16 protein-coding genes and 1 tRNA gene are annotated in these 19,176 nt (G+C 72.6%); 11 read left to right on the top strand and 6 right to left on the bottom strand.

What is annotated here, in order from left to right:
* Nucleotides 1–197 precede the first annotated feature (197 nt).
* Nucleotides 198–1,973 (top strand): trypsin-like peptidase domain-containing protein, encoded by a 1,776-nt coding sequence (locus C8250_RS21975; RefSeq protein WP_244809278.1) that lies wholly within the window; start codon nucleotides 198–200, stop codon nucleotides 1,971–1,973.
* Between the two features lie 75 nt (nucleotides 1,974–2,048).
* Here C8250_RS21975 and C8250_RS21970 read toward each other — a convergent pair whose 3' ends face one another.
* From C8250_RS21970 to C8250_RS21960, 3 genes are all read right to left on the bottom strand, one after another.
* Nucleotides 2,049–2,714, bottom strand: a complete 666-nt coding sequence (locus C8250_RS21970; protein WP_138359515.1) for a response regulator transcription factor — start codon at nucleotides 2,712–2,714, stop codon at nucleotides 2,049–2,051.
* Nucleotides 2,707–3,756 carry a histidine kinase gene (locus tag C8250_RS21965; RefSeq protein ID WP_138359517.1) on the bottom strand — a complete coding sequence of 350 codons (1,050 nt, stop codon included), beginning with the start codon at nucleotides 3,754–3,756 and terminating at the stop codon, nucleotides 2,707–2,709. Before C8250_RS21965 ends, C8250_RS21970 begins: the two co-directional genes overlap by 8 nt.
* Nucleotides 3,757–3,920: 164 nt before the next feature.
* Entirely contained in the window at nucleotides 3,921–4,463 is a 543-nt protein-coding gene (locus C8250_RS21960; RefSeq protein WP_138359513.1) for a hypothetical protein, read from the bottom strand.
* A gap of 200 nt (nucleotides 4,464–4,663) precedes the next feature.
* Here C8250_RS21960 and C8250_RS21955 point away from each other — a divergent pair.
* A tRNA-Ser gene (locus C8250_RS21955) sits at nucleotides 4,664–4,750 on the top strand.
* A gap of 59 nt (nucleotides 4,751–4,809) precedes the next feature.
* On the opposite strand, the gene C8250_RS21950 is transcribed toward C8250_RS21955, so the two are convergent.
* Together C8250_RS21950 and C8250_RS21945 are read right to left on the bottom strand one after the other, a co-directional pair.
* Nucleotides 4,810–5,040, bottom strand: coding sequence for a hypothetical protein (locus C8250_RS21950; RefSeq protein WP_138359511.1), 231 nt, complete (start codon nucleotides 5,038–5,040; stop codon nucleotides 4,810–4,812).
* A 165-nt stretch (nucleotides 5,041–5,205) separates the two neighbouring features.
* A complete protein-coding gene (locus C8250_RS21945; RefSeq protein WP_187144940.1) occupies nucleotides 5,206–5,913 on the bottom strand; it encodes a bifunctional DNA primase/polymerase in 708 nt (235 codons plus the stop codon).
* A gap of 555 nt (nucleotides 5,914–6,468) precedes the next feature.
* Here C8250_RS21945 and C8250_RS21940 point away from each other — a divergent pair.
* The 9 genes from C8250_RS21940 (at nucleotide 6,469) to C8250_RS21900 (ending at nucleotide 15,186) form a co-directional block, all read left to right on the top strand.
* A complete protein-coding gene (locus C8250_RS21940) occupies nucleotides 6,469–6,777 on the top strand; it encodes a hypothetical protein (RefSeq protein WP_138359143.1) in 309 nt (102 codons plus the stop codon).
* 232 nt (nucleotides 6,778–7,009) lie between these two features.
* Entirely contained in the window at nucleotides 7,010–8,206 is a 1,197-nt protein-coding gene (locus C8250_RS21935) for an acyl-CoA dehydrogenase family protein (RefSeq protein WP_138359161.1), read from the top strand.
* Nucleotides 8,203–9,171, top strand: coding sequence for an OB-fold domain-containing protein (locus tag C8250_RS21930; RefSeq protein WP_244809276.1), 969 nt, complete (start codon nucleotides 8,203–8,205; stop codon nucleotides 9,169–9,171). The genes C8250_RS21935 and C8250_RS21930 overlap by 4 nt, the downstream gene beginning before the upstream one ends.
* 1 nt (nucleotide 9,172) lies before the next feature.
* Entirely contained in the window at nucleotides 9,173–10,180 is a 1,008-nt protein-coding gene (locus C8250_RS21925) for an acyl-CoA dehydrogenase family protein (RefSeq protein ID WP_138359145.1), read from the top strand.
* Complete coding sequence (locus C8250_RS21920) at nucleotides 10,177–10,641, top strand: MaoC family dehydratase (RefSeq protein ID WP_138359147.1); 465 nt, start codon at nucleotides 10,177–10,179, stop codon at nucleotides 10,639–10,641. Before C8250_RS21925 ends, C8250_RS21920 begins: the two co-directional genes overlap by 4 nt.
* Nucleotides 10,638–11,822: a lipid-transfer protein gene (locus tag C8250_RS21915; protein ID WP_138359149.1), complete on the top strand. Its 1,185-nt coding sequence runs from the start codon at nucleotides 10,638–10,640 to the stop codon at nucleotides 11,820–11,822. Before C8250_RS21920 ends, C8250_RS21915 begins: the two co-directional genes overlap by 4 nt.
* Nucleotides 11,823–11,883: 61 nt before the next feature.
* The gene (locus tag C8250_RS21910) at nucleotides 11,884–12,729 is read left to right on the top strand and encodes a DUF1906 domain-containing protein (RefSeq protein WP_138359151.1); all 846 of its coding nucleotides are present in this window, start codon (nucleotides 11,884–11,886) and stop codon (nucleotides 12,727–12,729) included.
* 207 nt (nucleotides 12,730–12,936) lie between these two features.
* Nucleotides 12,937–13,452, top strand: coding sequence for a SigE family RNA polymerase sigma factor (locus C8250_RS21905; RefSeq protein WP_138359153.1), 516 nt, complete (start codon nucleotides 12,937–12,939; stop codon nucleotides 13,450–13,452).
* Between the two features lie 69 nt (nucleotides 13,453–13,521).
* Nucleotides 13,522–15,186, top strand: a complete 1,665-nt coding sequence (locus tag C8250_RS21900; protein WP_138359155.1) for a long-chain fatty acid--CoA ligase — start codon at nucleotides 13,522–13,524, stop codon at nucleotides 15,184–15,186.
* Nucleotides 15,187–15,206: 20 nt separating this feature from the next.
* Here C8250_RS21900 and C8250_RS21895 read toward each other — a convergent pair whose 3' ends face one another.
* Nucleotides 15,207–19,046, bottom strand: coding sequence for a PAS domain-containing protein (locus C8250_RS21895; RefSeq protein ID WP_138359157.1), 3,840 nt, complete (start codon nucleotides 19,044–19,046; stop codon nucleotides 15,207–15,209).
* Between the last annotated feature and the right edge of the window lie 130 nt (nucleotides 19,047–19,176).

Raw genomic sequence — 19,176 nt, 5'->3', positions numbered from 1 at the left:
GGTGCCATCGCTGCGCGTCGCGGTGGAAAGCAGACCGCCCGCGCCTGGGCACCGCCACACCCCCGGCTCCATACGCGGGCCATAATCCCCGACTCCATACGCGGGCCATACACAGCTACCGCTTACGGCGGTCCGACACCCAGTGGGAAATGCTGTGTCCAGTCCGACACCCGCGCTCTGACCATAGGAGAACCGCTGTGAGCACCGAGAACGAGGCCGGCCAGGTCCCGGCTGCGCCCGAGTCCGGCGCGGAGTCGGTCGCGCCGGAGCGCGGCGAGCTCTCGAAGGCGCCCCTCCCGGCCGAACCCGCCGCTCCCGCCGCCCCGCCCGCGCCTCCGGCCGAGCCGCCGACCGCCGTCCTGCCGGTGGTGCCCGTAACCCCGGCCGAGGTCCCCGCGCCCGCCGCGCCGGTGGCCGACGACCTGCCCGCACCGGTGCCGGCCTCCGTGTCGCACGGGGATCCCACGCCGCCCGCGGCGTACAGCGAGCCCGACACGTCGTACCGCGAGCCCGTCCCGTCCTACGGGGAGACCGCCGCGCCCGCGTCGTACCGCGAGGTCGCCGCGTCCTACACCGAGGCCGCCGCGTCCTACAGCGAGCCCGCCGCGGACCCGTACGCCACGCCTGCCGCGGACCCGTACGCCACGCCCGCCGCCGTGCTGACCGCGGCGCCCGGCCAGTCGCAGCCCGACCCGTCGCAGGCGCACGCCCAGCAGCCGTACCCGGGCGCCCCGCAGACGGCGCAGTTCCCGCAGTACGCCGGTGCCGTCCCGCAGCCCGGCCAGCCGGGCGGTCCCGGCGGCCCGGTGTGGGGCACTCACGTCCCCGTACCGCCGCCCGGTGAGCGCAAGCCGCGCGGCATGGGTTCGATGGTCGCCGCCGTGCTGGTGGCCGCGCTGGTCGCCGGTGGTGTCGGCGGTGGCGTCGGCTACTGGGCCGCACGGCACGAGGACAACTCCAACTCCACCACCGTCAGCTCGTCCTCGGACCCGAAGGTCCTGGACCGCGCGCCGAACTCCGTGGCCGGCATCGCCGCGAAGGCGCTGCCGAGCGTCGTGACGATCGAGGCGTCGGGCGGCAGCGAGAGCGGCACCGGCACCGGCTTCGTCTTCGACAAGCAGGGCCACATCCTCACCAACAACCACGTGGTGGCCCCGGCCGCCGACGGCGGCAAGCTGACCGCGACGTTCTCCAACGGCAAGAAGTACGACGCCGAGGTCGTGGGCCGAGCCCAGGGCTACGACGTCGCCGTCATCAAGCTGAAGAACGCCGGCGACGCCAAGCTCGACCCGATCCCGCTCGGCGACTCCGACAGCACCAAGGTCGGCGACGCCACCATCGCCATCGGTGCCCCCTTCGGCCTCTCCGGCACCGTCACCACCGGCATCGTCAGCGCCATGCACCGTCCGGTCGCGTCCAGCGACGGCCAGGGCGCCAGTGCCTCGTACATGAGCGCCATCCAGACCGACGCCTCGATCAACCCCGGCAACTCCGGCGGCCCGCTGCTGAACGCCAACGGCGCGGTGATAGGCATCAACTCGGCCATCCAGTCCGCCGGTGGCAGCGGCGACGGCCAGACGCAGGCCGGCAGCGTCGGCCTCGGCTTCGCCATCCCGATCAACCAGGCCAAGCGCGTCGCCACCAACCTCATCGCGACCGGCCAGCCCGTCTACCCGGTGATCGGCGTCTCCCTCGACACCCAGTACCGCGGCGAGGGCGCCAAGGTCACCGAGAACGGCAACAGCGGCAACCCGGCGATCGTCCCCGGCGGCCCCGGTGACAAGGCGGGCCTGAAGGCCGGCGACATCATCACCAAGTTCGACGACACCGTCATCGACAGCGGCCAGACCCTGATCGGCGCCATCTGGCAGCGCCAGCCCGGCGACAAGGTCACCATCACCTACACCCGCGGCGGCAAGACCTCCACCGCCACCCTCACCCTCGGCAAGCGCGACGGGGACGAGAAGAACTGACCCTGGCGGTCAGGAACGACAGGAGGTGAGGTGCCGGGCGACCCGGCACCTCACCTCCTGTCGTTTCCCGTGCGCTCAGGCGAGTCCCCCCGCGATGGCGCGGCGCACGGCGTCGGCCCGGTCGCGGATGCCCGCCTTGGCGAACAGGTTGTTGATGTGGGTCTTGACGGTGGCCTCGCTGATGAACAGATTCTCGGCGATGGCCCGGTTCGGCAGGCCCTGGCCGATGAGGGTGAGCACCTCGCGCTCGCGGCGGGTGAGGTCCGCCGGCAGCGGCTGCTCCGGCGCGGGCGGCTGGGTGCGAACGGAGGCGAGGAGCCGGTTCTGGACCTCGCGGTCGAGCACGGACTGGCCGGCGGCCGCCGCCCGGATGGCCCGGACGATGTCCTGGCGACCGGCGTTCTTGGTCAGATAGCCGCGGGCTCCGGCGCTCAGCGCGGCCAGGATCGAGTCGTCGTCGGCGAAGGTGGTCAGCACGACGACGGCCACCTCGGGGTGGTCCTCGGTCAGCCGGCGGGTCGTCTCGATGCCGTCCATGCGCGGCATGCGCAGATCCATCAGCACCACGTCGACCGGCCCGGCGGCGACCGCGGTCAGCACCTCGGTGCCGTCCGCCGCAGCAGCGACGACGTCGATGTCCTCGGCCAGCGCGAGGACCGCGGCCAGCGGTTCCCGGACGGCGGCCTGGTCGTCGGCGACGACCACCCTCAACGGCTGGTGTTCCTCGGTCCGTTCACTCATACGGGATCACTGCCTCCACCTGCCAGCCGCCCTGGTCCGGTCCCTCGGTGACCGGCCCCGCGGTGATGGTGCCACCCAACAGGGCGACGCGTTCGCGCATTCCGATCAGTCCCATGCCGCTGCCGGCGCTCACGGGCGCCGTACGGGTGGCGGGCCGGTTCCGGATCCGCAGCTCCGTCGAGACGGCGAACGCCAGCTCCACCGCGACCTCCCCGCCGGGCGCGTGCCGGGCCGCGTTGGTCAGCGACTCCTGGGCGATTCGCAGCAGGTTCTGGCCCACCTGGGCCGGCACCTCCCGCTCGGTCCCGGTGACGGTGAGGGCGTCGTGGTGCCCGGACGATGCGAGCATCGCGGTCAGGCTCTCCAGCAGCGGCAACGCGTCCTCGCGCAGGGCATGCACGGTCCACTGCGCCTGTTTCAGGCTCTCCTTGACGAGGCTGTGCGCCTTGTCGTTGGCCTCCCGGACCTTCGCCAGGTCACCGGTGTCGAGCAGCGCGTCGGCCAGCTCCAGCTGCATGTTGATCCCGGCCAGCGAGTGCGCCAGGACGTCGTGCACGTCGCGGGCGATGCGGCTGCGCTCGGTCAGCACGGCGGTCCTGGCCTCGGCCCGGGCAGCACGCTCGGCGGACTCCGCCGCCTCGAGCACCGCCTGGAGCGCCCGCTGCCGGCCGCGGCGGACGATACCGGGCAGGACCGGGATGCCGGTGGCCAGGCCGACGGTCCAGGGCAGGACGTGGTAGCCCGGACCGAGGCGGAAGTAGAGGGCGCCGGCGCACAACAGGCTGCACAGCAGCGCGAGAACGAGGGCCGGCCGGGCCTCGAGGCGGTAGCCGATGTGGCCGGCCAGGAAGAAGGCGAAGAGGTAACCCGATCCGCTGCTGCTGACGCCGATCAGCGCGGCCGCCGCGATGATGCCGAACGTCAGCCAGTACAGGGCGAAGCGCGGCGGCACGTCGGTCTCGGGCAGCGTCCGGGCCAGCAGCACCGCGCAGTTGATCACGAAGAGGACGGCGACCGCCAGGCCGCGCCCGCTGAAACCCATGGGCCGGATCGTCACGACTCCGGCGACGATGACCCCGACGGCCACCAGCCAGAGCCCCCAGGGGTCCCGCGCGGGAAACGGCCGGCGGGCCGGCGCCTGGTGGGGCGCCGACCCGGGGCCGGGGGCGTTGTCGGGTATGGGCACGGCGTGACGATAGCCCACGGTCAGGCGGCGCGTTCGAGGGTGGACCTGCCGCGGTTCATGGTCCGGGCCGGCTTCAGGTGGGCCGTGATCCGGCTCCGTATGAAGATCGTGGCGAGGCGGGTGACCACCTCGGTCAGTGCCATCAGGACGAACGCCGCGACCCAGGCCTGGTCGCTGGTGATGTGGTGGGTGATGCTGAACCGGGCCACGTCGTCGGATCCGCCGTGACTGACCCACAGCTGGAAGCCCATCCGGGCTCCCATGCCGAGCACCCACAGAGCCGCCGAGACCAGACCGGCCTTGATCAGGAGGTGCCCGCCCACAGAACGGATCCGGGTGTAGACCCCGCCGGCGATGCCGAGGACGGCGCCCGCGCCCACGAGGGCGCCGATCAGCACCAGGTCGTTGCCCGCGGTGGGGATCGAGTCGAGGTACGTGTAGGCCACGAAGCTCACGATCCCCAGCGGAATCAGGAAGGACCGGAGGTCCAGGCGGCCTTCCCGCAGCTGCCGGAAGACGACGAGGACGAGGGCGATGTCGGTGATCCACTCGGTTGTTGTCATGCCCCAAGCCTGCTGCCGCACGGCTTTTCGCACCTGGACCCATGGGTGGAACCACGGGTGGAGATTCACCGGACGGGCCCGTCGGCGGGTGCTCCGACCGCCCTTTCGGGGAGCGAGCGGGCCAGGTGCCGGCCACCGGCCCTCCCGGAGCGCGTCAGACGCTAGGCTGTAGCCGCTCCACCGCAGGTGGGCGGGGCACGGGAGGATTGCCCGAGCGGCCTAAGGGAACGGTCTTGAAAACCGTCGTGGCAGCGATGTCACCGTGAGTTCGAATCTCACATCCTCCGCAGTACGAAGGGGCGTCCGCAGGTGCGGGCGCCCCTTCGTCGTCTCTCGGGAGCAACTCTCAGAGCCGGTGCACCTGGTAGGAGCGGTGGCGGCCCGGGACGCGGGAGAGGACGCCCTTGCTCTCCATGATCTGCAGATGGTGGGCGACCGTCGCGGGGCTGCGCAGGCCGACGGCCGCGCCGATCTCCCGGACGGTCGGCGGATAGCCGTAGAGGTCCGTCCACTCGACGATGACCTTCGCGATCTGCTCCTGGCGATCGGTCAGGTACCGGGGCCCGTCCGCGCTCATGGCCGCGCCCTCTCGTTCGTCACGCTACTCGTGGGGTCCGGTGCCGTGGCCCGGGTGGTCATCTCTCGGCGGACTCCGTGGAGCGGCGAGCCGGCGCAGGGCCGTGCGAGCTGCGGGCGCGAGCCCGAACGCGTCATGGCTCGGCAATTCAAGCACGTGTTCGAATTATGGCGCAGCCTGGCGGGCGGCGGAGGCGATGGTGGCGGCGGCTTCCTGGCGGGGGAGACCGGTCCTGGTGGCGGCGTCGATGAGGGCGGGGGCGAGGGAGTCGCCGTGGCCGGATTCGTAGGCGCGGCAGGCGGCCCAGTAGAGGCGCGTGTTGCGCTGGCCGCGCGGGGAGTCGCGGACGAACTGGACGAGGGCGAGCGCGTGGCGGGGGGCGGTGCGGCGGGGTAAGGGCGGTGGGGGCGGGGTGAGGAGGCGGAGCAGCCGGGCGGGGGACCGGGGCCGCCGGGAGGCCGGGGAGCGCGGCGCCAGCAGATAGCGGTAAGCGTTGGTGATCGAGCCGGGGCCGACGAGGTAGCCGCCGTGGCCCCGGACGTCGATGCCGGGCCCCGGCGCGGTGCCGGGCCTGCCGACGGAGTTGGGGACGGCGGTCCCGGCGGGGCCGGTGAACCACAGGTGGCGGCCGCCGCTGGGGGTGAGGACGGTGACGGTGTCCGGGACGGCGAAGCCGTGCTCTTGCGCCAGGGCGCCGAGGGCTGCGACGCCGTCCAGGCCGTGCTTGACGTCCAGGTCGAGGCCGATGAGGTGGTGCGGGGCGCGTCCGCAGGCGATGCCGTAGCCGGTGGCCCAGGGGCGGCGGCGAACAGCGCGCGGACGGCGGCGGGTTCGGTCGTGGCGTCGTGCACCCCGTGGCCGATCCGGCCGCATTCGCCCAGGCAGCGAACGGGCGGGGAGGTGGGCGGGGAGCCGGGTGAGGAGCCGGGTGAGGAAGCGGGCGGTGGGCTGGGCGGGGATTCGCCGCGGTGCGGGGAGCGCACGGCGGGGAGCTTGGTGCGGGACAGCGGGATGACCGCCAGGTGCCGGGAAGCGGCGGCCAGGGCGTTGGCGAGCGCGGCGGCGTGCAGGACGGAAGGGGCCATGGATCCAGTTTCGTACTCACGTTCGAAAAAAGGGAGAGGGCGCAGGTGGGAGATTGCCCGGCGCGGGCGGGCGGCGCGAAGGTTGGCCGAAAATCTGCCTGAACGTTTCCGCGCTTGCGGGGGTGGTGGCGGAGGTGGAGAAAAGACGATGAAGGGTATTTCGATGGCACTTTGAATGTTTGTCGACAGATCGTCACGCTTGCGAGCTAAATAGCCCGTCCGGTCTGGTTCGCCGGGGATTGTGTGGGCAACTCTGATTCCGGCGACGTCGTACCAGTCAGTCGGCGGAGCGGTCGGCCAACCGTCCCGCACACCCCCGTTCTCGGTTCCCTGGAGGAACAACATGGCAAGCATCCGTACCTTCCGCGTCCTCGCTGCGGTGGCGGCACTTCCCCTCGCCGCGGTGCTCTTCGCGGGATCGGCAGCTGCTGACAACGGCGCCTTCGCCGGCGACCACTCGAACGCGACCATCGTGAGCAACTCCGGTGGGAACGTGGGTGGTTCGAACCACGGGAATGTGACCACCACCCAGCAGGGCGCGAGCGGATCGGGCGCTTCGAACCAGAACAACACCGCGAGCGTGAACGGTTCCGGGTTCACCGCGATCGAGCAGAGCAACGTGAACGTGCACTTCACCCCGCTGTGGTGGTGACGGGCCCGTACGACCGGGATCAGTGACACGACCGCGCGGCGGCACGCTCAGTGCCGTCGCGCGGTCGCGTTCTCCCGGGAGGATGGCTCGGTGGCTGCTCCTCCGGCCTGTCGGCGGGCGCGAACGTTCATCCACAGCCTGTGGACAACTTCTCATGCCTTGACAGGGGTGGGGCGGGGCGGAGAATCTGACGGTCAGTCAGAAAATCTGCGAACCCGTGGAGGCCGTCGCCGTGCACCTCGCCCCCACCCCGCGCCAGCACCGGCTACGGGCCGAGCTGCGCGAGTACTTCGGCCGTCTGATACCCGAGGAGACCCGCGAAGCCCTCCGGGCCGAGCCGCCCGGCGGCCCGCTCGCCCGAGGTCTCCTCCGCCGGATCGCCGCCGACGGCCTGCTGGGCCTCGGCTGGCCCACCGAGTACGGCGGACAGGGCCGCGGCCCCGACGAGCAGTTCGTGTTCTTCGACGAGTCCTACCGGGCCGGTGCTCCCGTGTCGATGGTCACGCTCAACACCGTCGGCCCGACCCTGATGAAGTTCGGGACGCCCGCGCAGAAGGAGTACTTCCTCCCGCGGATCCTCTCCGGCGACTGCGTCTTCGCGATCGGTTACACCGAACCGGACGCCGGCACCGACCTCGCCTCCCTCCGCACCCGCGCCGTCAGAACCGGACCCGACAAGGCCGACAGCGACGGTCCCGGCGGAGCCGGTGAGTGGCTGATCGACGGCAGCAAGACCTTCACCAGCAACGCCCAGGGCGCCGACTGGATCTGGCTCGCCTGCCGCACCGACCCCGAGGCCCCCAAGCACAAGGGCATCTCGATCATCCTCGTCCCGACCGACGCCCCCGGCTTCTCCTGGACCCCGATCCACACCGTCGGCGGCCAGACCACCAGCGCCACCTACTACGACGCGATCCGCGTCCCGTACGGGAACCTCGTCGGCGAGGAGAACGCCGGCTGGTCGCTGATCACCAACCAGCTCAACCACGAGCGGGTCGCGCTGGCGGCCATCGGCATGCAGGCCGAGGACTTCTACGACGCGGCCCTCGCGAGCGCCCGTACGCCCGACGAGGACGGCACCCGCCGGATCGACACCCCTTGGGTCGCGTCCCGGCTGGCCGAGGCCCACGCCCGGCTCTCCGCGACCCGGCTGCTCAACTGGCGCCTGGTCCAGGACGTCGGCGCCGGCACCCTCACCCCGGGCGACGCGTCGGGCGTGAAGTTCGCCGGTACCGAGAGCGCGATCGAGGTCTACCGCGCGCTCCAGGAAGCGGTCGGGGAGACCGCTCTCGTCAGAGGCGGGGAGAACGGCGAACTGGAACGGATGAACCGGGCCGCGCAGATCAACACCTTCGGCGGCGGCGTCAGCGAGGTCCAGCGGGAGATCGTCGCGACGATGCGGCTCGGGATGAAGAGGAGCAAGCGGTGACGGACGAGGCAGTGGCCGGGGATCTGTACGAGCGGCTCAAGGTCTACGTGGGGCGGACCGCCGCGGCCGGCGGCGAGGGCAAGGACCCGGTCAACGAGCCGATGATCCGCCACTGGTGCGAGGCGATGGGCCACCCCGTCCCCGCCGACGGATCCGCGCCCGCCACCATGCTCCAGGTGTGGACCATGGGCGGGCTCTCCGGCCACACCGCGGGCACCGCGCGCTCCAGCGCCTACGACGATGTCTTCGCGCTCCTCGACGAGGCCGGCTGCACCTCGGTCGTCGCGACCGACTGCGAGCAGGAGTACCTCCGGCCGCTGCGTCCCGGCGACCGGATCACGTTCGACGCCGTCATCGAGTCCATCTCGCCGCGCAAGACCACGAAGCTCGGCACCGGCCACTTCGTCACGACGCGGATGGACGTCCAGGCGAACGGCGAGCTGTCCGGCACCCACCGCTTCCGCATCCTCAAGTACGCGCCCGCAACCACCGCGAAGACCTCCAACACCGCAACCACCGCGAAGACCTCCAACACCGCAACCACCGCGAAGACCGCCAAGCCCGCCGCGCGGCGCCCCCGACCGGTGATCAACCGCGACAACGCCGCTTACTGGGAGGGCCTGGAGCGGCACGAGCTGCTCATCCAGCGCTGCTCCGGCTGCGGCACGCTGCGGCTGCCGTGGCTGCCGGGCTGCAACGCGTGCGGCTCACCGGACTGGGACACCGTCCGGGCCGCGGGCGAGGGCACCGTCTTCAGCTATGTCGTCATGCACCATCCGCCGTTCCCCGCCTTCGACCCGCCGTACGCCGTCGCCCTCGTCGAGCTGGCGGAGGGTGTGCGGATCCTCGGCAACGTCACGGGAATTCCGTACGACAAGGTGCGCGCGGGTCTGCCCGTGACGCTCGAATTCCTGACGGTCGACGGCGAGTTCACGCTGCCCGTCTTCCGGTCGGTGGAGGACTGACATGGACTTCGCACCCACCGAGGAGCAGCAGGCGGCCCGCGATCTGGCGGCCGGGATTCTCGACCGCAGCGCCGAGCCGTGGAAGGCGCTGTGCGAGGCCGGGCTGGTGGCCGCCGTCGAGGAGATCGGGCTGCTGGGCCTGGTGCTGCTGCTGGAGGAGGCGGGCCGCAGGACCGCCGGGATCCCGCTCGCCGCGACCTGCGCCTACGGTCTGCTGCCGGTCGCCGCGTACGGTACGGACGAGCAGCGCGCCCGGCTGCTGCCCGGTCTGCGCGACGGCTCGTACATCGCCACGGGCGCCTTCCCGCACCGGTCCGCGCGGGCCGTCGCGAGCGGTGACGGCTGGCGCCTGACCGGCACCTTCCCCGTCGTGCCGTGGCTGCGCGAGGCCACGCACGTCCTCGTCCCCGCCGCGACGGGTACCGGGACGCGGCTGTTCTGGCTGCCGGTCCCGGCCGGCGCGGAGCCCGTCGACACCACCGCCCCCTGGGCGGCCGCCCGGCTCGTACTGGACGGCACGCCCGCCGAGCCGCTCGGTGACGCGTCCGCCTACGGGGAGGTCCTCGCACGGGCCCGTACCGCCTTCGCGGGGCTGCAGGCCGGGGTCTGCGCCGGGTCGCTGGCGCGGGCCGTCGCGTACACCTCCGTACGCGAGCAGTTCGGGCGTCCGCTCTCCACGAACCAGGGCGTGCTGCTGCGCGCCGCCGACGCGCACATGGACACCGAGGCGATCCGCGTCACCGCCTACGAGGCGGCCTGGCGCCTCGATAACCACTTGCCCGCTGCCTCCCACGCCCTGACCGCCGCCTGGTGGGCGTCCGAGGGCGGCAAACGCGTCGTCCACGCCGGTCAGCATCTGCACGGCGGAATCGGCGCGGACCTCGAACACCCCGTCCACCGGCACTTCCTGTGGGGACGGCAGCTGGACGCGTATCTGGGCGGCGGCGCGGAAGTGCTCGCCGAACTCGGTGTGCTGCTGGGCGCACCCGACACCGAGGAGGCCGTATGACGCAGTCCCCGGTCCGGACGCCGGCCGGCTCCGTGCGGGCGGGTGACGGACTGCCGCCGCTGCGCGTCCCGGTGACCCGCACGCTGATCGTCGCGGGTGCCATCGCCTCGCGGGACTTCCAGGACGTGCACCACGACGTGGAGCTCGCCCGGGAGAAGGGCTCGCCGGACATCTTCATGAACATCCTCACCACGAACGGCCTGGTCGGCCGCTACATCACCGAATGGGCCGGGCCCGGGGCGGTGCTGCGGGCGGTGCGGATCCGGCTGGGCGCGCCCAACTATCCGGGTGACGAGATGGTGTTGACCGGCAAGGTGACGTCCGTCGAAGCCGACACGTCAGGAGAGAACGTCGAGATCGCCGTCCTCGGCGTCAACAAGCTCGGCCATCACGTCACCGGAACAGCCACCGTCATGCTCCCGACCCCGGTCCCGAGCCCCACCCCGGAGGCAGCCGTATGAGCGTCCGCAACCGCGACAGCCTCGGCGGCCGTGCCGCGATCGCCGGGATCGGGGCGACGGAGTTCTCCAAGGACTCGGGCCGCAGCGAGCTGAAGCTCGCCGTGGAGGCCGTACAGGCGGCGCTGGACGATGCCGGGCTGACGCCCGCCGACGTCGACGGCATGGTCACGTTCACCATGGACACCAGCCCGGAGATCACGGTCGCCCAGGCGGCCGGCATCGGTGAGCTGTCGTTCTTCTCGCGGATCCACTACGGCGGCGGGGCGGCCTGCGCGACCGTGCAGCAGGCGGCCATGGCGGTGGCGACCGGGGTGGCCGACGTGGTCGTCTGCTACCGCGCGTTCAACGAGCGGTCGGGCCGGCGGTTCGGATCGGGGGTGCAGCAGCGGGACCCCTCCGCCGAAGGGGTGGCGCTCGGCGCCAATCTGCCGTCCGGTCTCCTCACCCCCGCGTCGTGGGTCGCGATGGCGGCGCAGCGGTATCTGCACGCCTTCCGGCTCGATCCGTCGGCTTTCGGCCCGGTCGCGGTCGCCGACCGCCGCCATGCCGCGAACAACCCCGCCGCGTACTTCCACGGCAAGCCGATCACCCTCGCCGACCATGCCGCCTCGCGCTGGATCGTCGAGCCGCTGCGGCTGCTGGACTGCTGCCAGGAGACGGACGGCGGCCAGGCGATCGTCGTGACGTCGCCGGAGCGGGCCCGCGATCTGCGGCACGCGCCCGCGGTGATCGCCGCCGCCGCGCAGGGCGCCGGCCGCGCGCAGGAGCAGATGACGAGCTTCTACCGCGACGATCTGACCGGGCTGCCGGAGATGGGGGTGGTCGCCCGCCAGCTGTGGCGGACCTCCGGGCTGACGCCGGCCGACATCGACACGGCGGTGCTCTACGACCACTTCACCCCGTTCGTGCTGATGCAGCTGGAGGAGTTCGGCTTCTGCGGACCGGGGGAGGCGGCGGACTTCGCCGCCGGCGGTGGTCTGGAGATCGACGGCCGGCTGCCGGTGAACACCCACGGCGGTCAGCTCGGCGAGGCGTATCTGCACGGGATGAACGGCATCGCCGAGGGCGTCCGCCAGTTGCGCGGGAGCAGCGTCAACCAGGTGGCGGGCGCTTCGAACGTGCTGGTCACCGCCGGAACAGGCGTTCCGACGTCGGGGCTGGTGCTCTCGGCAGACGGCTGAACGGGTGGTGGGGCGGGCGTGTCTGCCCGGGGTCGCCCCGACGGGCGCGTTGACTCGCGCCATGCGTGGAACCAAGCAGATTACCCGATATGTCCTTTCGGTCCTGACGGCGGTGGCGACGCTGGCCTGCCTGGTCAGCGGCGGCGTCGCGGCGGCCGATCCCTCCGCCGAATCGCTGCAGGGGGCCCGGTTCTTCCAGGGCACCGGCTTCGAGACCTGCGAGACCCCGACCGCCGACACGTTGCAGGCCTGGCACGGCACCTCCCCGTACGGCGCCGTCGGCGTCTACTTCGGCGGCCGGGCCCGCGCCTGCGCGCAGCAGCCGAACCTCACCCCCTCCTGGGTGCGGACCGTGAACACCGGGGGCTGGAGCATCCTGCCGATCTATGTGGGCTCGCAGTCGCCCTGCACGACGAGCAGCACGAAGAAGGCGTACACGATCGACACGGCCAATCCGGGCGGGAGCGGTGCGACCGAGGCCAGGGATGCCGTCCAGCGCGCCCAGGACCTCGGCTTCGTCGAGAACAGCGCCCTGTACCTGGACATGGAGTCGTACGACATCCGCACCGCGTCCTGCACGGCGCCGACGCTCGCCTTCGTCCAGGCCTGGGACAAGGAGGTGCGCCGGCTCGGCTACATCCCGGGCTTCTACAGCAGCGCGGACTCCGGCATCATGCACATGGAGCAGGCCCGCGCCGCCGGCGCCGCCGACCTGCCGAGCGTCCTCTGGTACGCCCGCTGGAACGTCACGCCCACCCTGGAGTCCGAGCCGGTACTCCCCCGCGACGCCTGGACGCCGCACAGCCGCATCCACCAGTACACGGGGAACGTCACCGAGCAGTACGGGGGCCGGACGATCAACATCGACCGCGACCTCATCGACGCCCCGGTCGCCGTGATCGGTTAGCGCGGCCGCGTTCCTCCGGAAGCCCGGACCCCGCCCCCGACCCCGCCCCTGACCCCACCTCCTGACCCCACCCACAGGCCTGTCTTCCTCAGGGGTGGGTCCGCCTACGGGAGGTGGGGACAGCCCCCGTCCTACGACTTCAGGGTGATCCCGCTTCGGCACCTCCGGCGGATCCGCCGGGCGGGCGGCGCTCATAGCGTTGAGTGCATGACCACGCCTGTGTGCACCAGCACCAGCACGATGCAGTTCTCCAGCTACGTACGGGCCAAGGGCCCGACGCTGCTGCGGACCGCGCGCTCGCTCACCGCGAACCCGTGCGACGCAGAGGACCTGCTGCAGACCGCGCTGACCAAGACGTACCTGGCATGGGACCGCATCGACGACCACCGCGCGCTGGACGGCTACGTCCGCCGCACGCTGGTCAACACGCGCACCTCGCAGTGGCGCAAGCGCCGCATCGACGAATTCGCGACCGAGGACGTCCCCGAGCCGCTGTCCACCGCCCCCGACCACACCGAGCAGCAGGCCCAGCGCGACGCGCTGCTGCGTGCCATCTCCCGGCTTCCCGCCCGGCAGCGGGCCATGGTGGTACTCCGCTACTACGAGGACATGAGCGAGATACAGACGGCCGAAGCCCTCGGTGTCTCGGTCGGCACGGTCAAGAGCGCGGTCTCCCGGGCCCTCGGGAAATTGCGCGATGACCCTGAATTGCGCGCCAGGTAGTGACATACCGACTGGTATGGAAGCAGAATCACCGGGACCTTACCCGCACGTAACCCGTGGAGGCTTCCGGTGCTGAGCACGATGCAGGACGTACCGCTGACCGTCACCCGCATCCTGGTCCATGGTGCTCTGGTGCACGGCCGGTCCCAGGTGACCACCTGGACCGGGGACGCCGAGCCGCACCGCCGCTCCTTCCGCGAGATCGGGGTCCGGGCGATCCAGCTCGCGAACGCCCTCCGCGACGAGCTGGGGGTGGCCCGGGACGAGCGGGTCGCGACCCTCATGTGGAACAACGCCGAGCACGTCGAGGCCTACCTCGCGATCCCGTCCATGGGTTCGGTGCTGCACACCCTGAACCTGCGGCTGCCCACCGAGCAGCTGACGTTCATCGTCAACCACGCCGCCGACCGCGTCATCCTCGTCAACGGCTCGCTGCTGCCGCTCCTGGCGCCGCTGCTGCCCGCCCTGGAGTCCGTCGAGCACATCGTGGTCGTCGGCCCCGGGGACCGCTCGCTCCTGGACGGCTGTCGCCCCGCCGTGCACGACTACGAGGAACTGCTGGCCGGCCGCCCGACCACGTACGACTGGCCGGAGCTGGACGAGCGGGACGCCGCCGCCATGTGTTACACCTCGGGCACCACCGGCGACCCCAAGGGCGTCCTCTTCTCCCACCGCTCGATCTACCTGCACTCGATGCAGGTCAACATGACCGAGTCGATGGGTCTCACGGACCGCGACACGACCCTCGTCGTCGTCCCGATGTTCCACGTCAACGCCTGGGGACTGCCGCACGCCACCTTCATGACCGGCATCAACATGCTCATGCCGGACCGCTTCCTGCAGCCCGCCCCGCTCGCCGAGATGATCGAGAGCGAGCGCCCCAGCCACGCCGCGGCCGTCCCGACCATCTGGCAGGGCCTGCTCGCCGAGCTCGCGGCCAAGCCGCGCGACATCTCCTCCATGGCGACCGTCACCATCGGCGGCTCCGCCTGCCCGCCCTCCCTCATGAAGGCGTACGAGGAGCACGGCGTGCGGCTGTGCCACGCCTGGGGCATGACGGAGACCTCCCCGCTCGGCACCATGGCCCACCCGCCGGCCGGCCTCACCGCCGAGCAGGAGTGGCCGTACCGCATCAGCCAGGGCCGCTTCCCCGCCTCCGTCGAGGCCCGGCTGGTCGGCCCGGCGGGCGAGATCATGCCCTGGGACGGCGAGTCCGCGGGCGAGCTGGAGGTACGCGGCCCCTGGATCGCCAACTCCTACTTCGGCGGCGCCGGAGCCGAGCCGCTGCGCCCCGAGGACAAGTTCAGCCCGGACGGCTGGCTGCGCACCGGCGACGTCGGCGTCATCACGCAGGACGGCTACCTCACCCTCACCGACCGGGCCAAGGACGTCATCAAGTCCGGCGGCGAATGGATCTCCTCCGTCGACCTGGAGAACCAGCTCATGGCCCATCCGGACGTCGCCGAGGCCGCGGTCGTCGCCGTGCCCGACGAGCGCTGGGGCGAGCGGCCGCTGGCCACCGTCGTGCTGAAGGAGGGCGCCACCGTCTCGTACGAGGAGCTGCGGGAGTTCCTCGCCGGACGCATCGCGCGCTGGCAGCTGCCGGAGCGCTGGGCGATCATCCCGGCCGTGCCGAAGACCTCGGTCGGCAAGTTCGACAAGAAGGTGATCCGCGAGCAGTACCGGCTGGAGCAGATCGACGTGACGTACGTCGCCGGGGCGGCGAAGGACTGATCGCCGCGGCGGGTCGGGTCCTAGGCCGCCGGCCAGGACCCGATCTTGCCGAGCAGGTCCACGATGCGTGACTGCACGTCCGTACTCGTCGACCGCTCCGCGAGGAACAGCACCGTCTCGCCGGAGGCCAGCCGCGGCAGTTCCGCCGGGTCGATGTCCGCGGACGTGTAGACGACCATCGGGGTGCGGTTCAACTGGCCGTTGCTGCGCAGCCAGTCGATGATCCCCTGCCGGCGGTGGCGCACCAGCATCAGATCCATTACCACCAGGTTCGGCCTGATCTGCGCGGCCGTCGTCATCGCCTCGACCTCGGAGGAGGCGTGCGCGACCTGCATGCCGCGCCGCTCCAGCGTCGCGGTGAACGCCTGGGCGATGTCCTGGTGGCTCTCGATCAGCAGCACCCGCGGCGGATGCTGCTCGCTGTCGCGCGGCGCGAGCGCCTTGAGCAGGACGGCCGGGTCGGCGCCGTAGGCGGCCTCGCGTGTGGCCTGTCCGAGCCCGGCGGTCACCAGGACCGGCACCTCGGCCTCCGCGGCCGCCTGGCGGAGCGACTGCAGCGCCGTCCGGGTGATCGGACCGGTCAGCGGGTCGACGAAGAGCGCGGCGGGCGGCTCGGCGACCTGCGCGTCCACCTCGGCGCGGGACCGGACGATGACCGGGCGGTAGCCGCGGTCGGTCAGCGCCTGGCGCGTCGAGACATCCGGCTCCGGCCAGACCAGCAGCCTGCGCGGCTCGGCCAGCAGCTGGCCGGGCTCGCCCGCCAGTTCCTCGATGACCTCGACGGCGCCGTTCGGACCGTCCAGCGGCTCGGGGCCCTCGTCGCCCTCGGCGGGTGCCCCTATGGCGAACGCCCGGCCCGGAACGACCGTACGGAGCAGTGCCGTCTGGTGGTCGGTGTCCTGGTGCTCGACGCCCTGGCCGTCGCTCCGGTCGTCGGTGGCGGGCGGCCGGGCGATCGGGAGCTGGCCGCTGTCGGGATCCGCCTGCGGGTGCGGGCGGGCCTCCACGTCATGGCCGTCGTCCTGCTGCGGTCCGTTGAGCTTGCGCCGGCGGCCGGACCCGGAGGGGTTCTGCTGGGGGAACGGCTCGGGCTGCGGCTGAGGTTGCGGCTGGGCCTGCGTCGGGACCGGCTGGACGAAGGCGACGCCCTGGCCGAGCGTGCGCACGCTGATGGCCCGGCCGTGGCTCTGGCCCTGCTGCTGGCCCTGGTGCTGGTTCTGGCCCTGGTTCTGGGCGTAGGGCTGGGGCACGCCGCCCGAGGGCGGCATCGGGGTGCGCTGGCCCTGTCCCGGGATCACCTGGGACGGACTCTGGTTCTGGTTCTGGTTCTGGTTCTGGTGCTGTCCCTGGGCCGGGCCCTGGGGCTGCGCGCCCGGTTCGGCCGCGGGCGCCACCGGCCGGCCGGCGTCCGGCCACTGCGGACTCACCGGCTGCGGCGCGCCGTTCTGATCCTGCGGCCCGCCCTGGTGCGGAACCGGCGGGACCGGGGGCACCGGCCGGCCGGGCGCACGCTCCTCCGCCGGCATCGGGGCCGGCACATCGTGGGAGTGCTGTGCGGGCAGGGCGATGGGGCCACTGCCGTTCCCGTTGCCGTTCCCGTCCGACTCCCCCGGCTGGGGTGCGATCCGGCGGGCGCGACGGCCTGCCCCGGGCTCCTGCCCGGCGAGGGAGGCGCCGTTGCCGTCGCTCCCCTGCTGCGGTTCGTGCGGTCCCTGCGGCACGGCCTGCTCGCCGGCCGCCGGAAGGGCGTGCTGGACGGGTGCCGCGGGAAGTTCGGGTGCGGGCTGCTGGCCGTCGGACAGCGTCCGGCGGGCCCGGCGACCGCCGGGCTGCTGGCTCTGCTGCACCGGGTGGTTCTGCTGGTCCGGCTGCTCGGCCGGCGCCAGGTCGGCCGCCGCGCCGCCCGCGGTGTCCCCCGCGCTCGCCTCGTCCGGCAGCGGGCGGCGCAGCGCGCGCCGGCGACCGGTCGGGGTCTCGTGCTCGCCCGGCTGCGCCTGGCCGTGTCCCTCGTTCCGGCCGCGGCCGTCCTGCTGCTCGTCCGGTCCCGCGGTGGGGATCGCCCACGGCGCGACCACGGTGCCGCCGTCGTCCCCGGCCCGGCGCGGCCGCGCCGCACGTTCGGTGCCGGCGACTCCGGGCTCGCCGCTTCCGGCCCAGCCCGTCGCGGGCGTGCCACCGGCGGGCGTTCCGGCCGCGGGAGCGCCCTGGCCTCCCTGGCCGTTCGTACCGTCGGTGCCCGGGGGAGGTGTCGCCGCGCCGCGCGCCGGAGCCTTGGCGCCCGTGCCGTTGCCGGCCGCGCCGCCCGTACCCCGGGCGGGCTTCGCGGGCATCGGCATGACGGTCGTCTCGGACTCGCGAGCCCCGTCCTTCGCCGCGGCGGCCGCCGCACGGCCCGCGGCCGCGATGGCGGCCGAGCCCAGCGGCACCTCGAGGACGTACGCGCTGCCCTGGCCCGGCACTTCGTGCGTCTGCAGGACGCCGCCGTGCCGTTCGACGATGCCGCGGGCGATCGGCAGGTGCACCGCGTTGCCGCCGGCGTGCGGGCCCCGCACGTCGATCCTTATGACGTCGCCGCGCTGGGCCGCCGCCACCACGATCGTCGAGTCGCCGCCGCCGGTGATGACGGTGGCGTTGCCCGCCGCGTCCACACCCGCGACGTCCGCGATCAGGTGCGCGAGCGCCTGGGACATCCGCTCGCCGTCGATCGCCGCCTCGATCGGCGGCGCGTGCACGGCGTACTGCGCGCGCCCCGGGCCGATCAGCTCGATGGCGCCCTCGACGGCCGCCGCGACGACCTTGTCGAGCCCGACGGGCTCGCGCCGCAGCCGGTCCTCGCCGCGGTCGAGGCGCTGGAAGGCCAGCACGTTGTCGATCAGGGTGGTGATGCGGGCGTAGCCGGCCACCAGGTGGTGCAGGATCTGGTTCGCCTCGGGCCACAACTGCCCGGCGGGGTCGGCGGCCAGGCCGGACAGCTCACCGCGCAGCTCGGCCAGCGGGCCGCGCAGCGCCTCGTCCAGCACGGCCTGCAGCTGCTCGCCGCGGGCGACGGCGGCGTCGAACGCGGTCCGGTCGGTGAACGTCATGACCGCGCCGACCAGCTGCTCGCCGTCCCGTACGGGAGCGGTCGTCAGGTCGACGGGCACCGCGCGGCCGTCCTTGCGCCACAGCACCTGGCCGCGGACCCGGTGCTTGCGGCCGGACCGCAGCGTGTCGGCGAGCGGGGTCTCCTCGTACGGCAGCGGTGTGCCGTCGGCGCGCGTGTGGTGCGCGAGCGGGTGCAGTTCCTGGCCGCCGAGGTCGGTCGCCCGGTAGCCGAGGATCTGCGCGGCGGACGGATTGACGAGGACGACCTTGCCCTCGGTGTCGACGCCGACGACGCCCTCGGCCGCGGCGCGCAGGATCATCTCCGTCTGGCGCTGCTGGCGGGCGAGTTCCGCCTCGGTGTCCATCGTGCCGCTGAGGTCCCGCACGACCAGCATCAGCAGCTCGTCACCGGTGTAGCTCTGCGGCTCGTCGTACGGGGTGCGGCCGTCCTCGAGGTTGGCGCTGGTCACCTCGACGGGGAACTCCGAGCCGTCGGTGCGCCGCGCGACCATCCGGGTCGGCTTGGTGCGGCCGTTGTCGTCGCCGGTGTCCTGCGCGCTGCGCATCGATCCGGGGATCCGCTTGGAGTCGAACGCGGGCAGCAGGTCGAACAGGCCCCGCCCGACCAACGCCGTCCCCGGTGACTCGAAGGTCTCGATCGCTATGGCATTGGCGTTGACGACCGTGCCGTTGCCGTTGACCAGCAAGAGTGCGTCGGGGAGGGCGTCGAGTATTGAGGCGAGGCGAGCAGCGCCTCTGGATGGCCTGCTGCTCACGAGACGCGTCCTCCCTGTTACCGCACTTACCGCACTTCCTGCGGTGGCCCCGCGCAACCCGCGCGATCGGCTCTCACCGGCGGCCCATCTTGCCGCTGACGCCATGGCATGTCACTAGAGCGAGTGTACG

Source organism: Streptomyces sp. So13.3 (genome assembly GCF_005860785.2).
GTDB lineage: Bacteria > Actinomycetota > Actinomycetes > Streptomycetales > Streptomycetaceae > Actinacidiphila > Actinacidiphila fildesensis.
The sequence above is the reverse complement of the archived record's forward strand: the minus strand, read 5'-3'. Positions and strand labels throughout refer to the sequence as shown.

Excerpts from the sequence above, each read along its gene's own strand:
- C8250_RS21960 (WP_138359513.1), bottom strand. The coding sequence starts at position 4,463 with ATGACAACAACCGAGTGGATCACCGACATCGCCCTCGTCCTCGTCGTC.
- C8250_RS21915 (WP_138359149.1), top strand. The coding sequence starts at position 10,638 with ATGAGCGTCCGCAACCGCGACAGCCTCGGCGGCCGTGCCGCGATCGCC.
- C8250_RS21920 (WP_138359147.1), top strand. The coding sequence starts at position 10,177 with ATGACGCAGTCCCCGGTCCGGACGCCGGCCGGCTCCGTGCGGGCGGGT.
- C8250_RS21940 (WP_138359143.1), top strand. The coding sequence starts at position 6,469 with ATGGCAAGCATCCGTACCTTCCGCGTCCTCGCTGCGGTGGCGGCACTT.
- C8250_RS21965 (WP_138359517.1), bottom strand. The coding sequence starts at position 3,756 with ATGGGTTTCAGCGGGCGCGGCCTGGCGGTCGCCGTCCTCTTCGTGATC.
- C8250_RS21905 (WP_138359153.1), top strand. The coding sequence starts at position 12,937 with ATGACCACGCCTGTGTGCACCAGCACCAGCACGATGCAGTTCTCCAGC.
- C8250_RS21925 (WP_138359145.1), top strand. The coding sequence starts at position 9,173 with ATGGACTTCGCACCCACCGAGGAGCAGCAGGCGGCCCGCGATCTGGCG.
- C8250_RS21970 (WP_138359515.1), bottom strand. The coding sequence starts at position 2,714 with ATGAGTGAACGGACCGAGGAACACCAGCCGTTGAGGGTGGTCGTCGCC.
- C8250_RS21945 (WP_187144940.1), bottom strand. The coding sequence starts at position 5,913 with ATGCGGCCGGATCGGCCACGGGGTGCACGACGCCACGACCGAACCCGC.
- C8250_RS21950 (WP_138359511.1), bottom strand. The coding sequence starts at position 5,040 with ATGAGCGCGGACGGGCCCCGGTACCTGACCGATCGCCAGGAGCAGATC.
- C8250_RS21910 (WP_138359151.1), top strand. The coding sequence starts at position 11,884 with ATGCGTGGAACCAAGCAGATTACCCGATATGTCCTTTCGGTCCTGACG.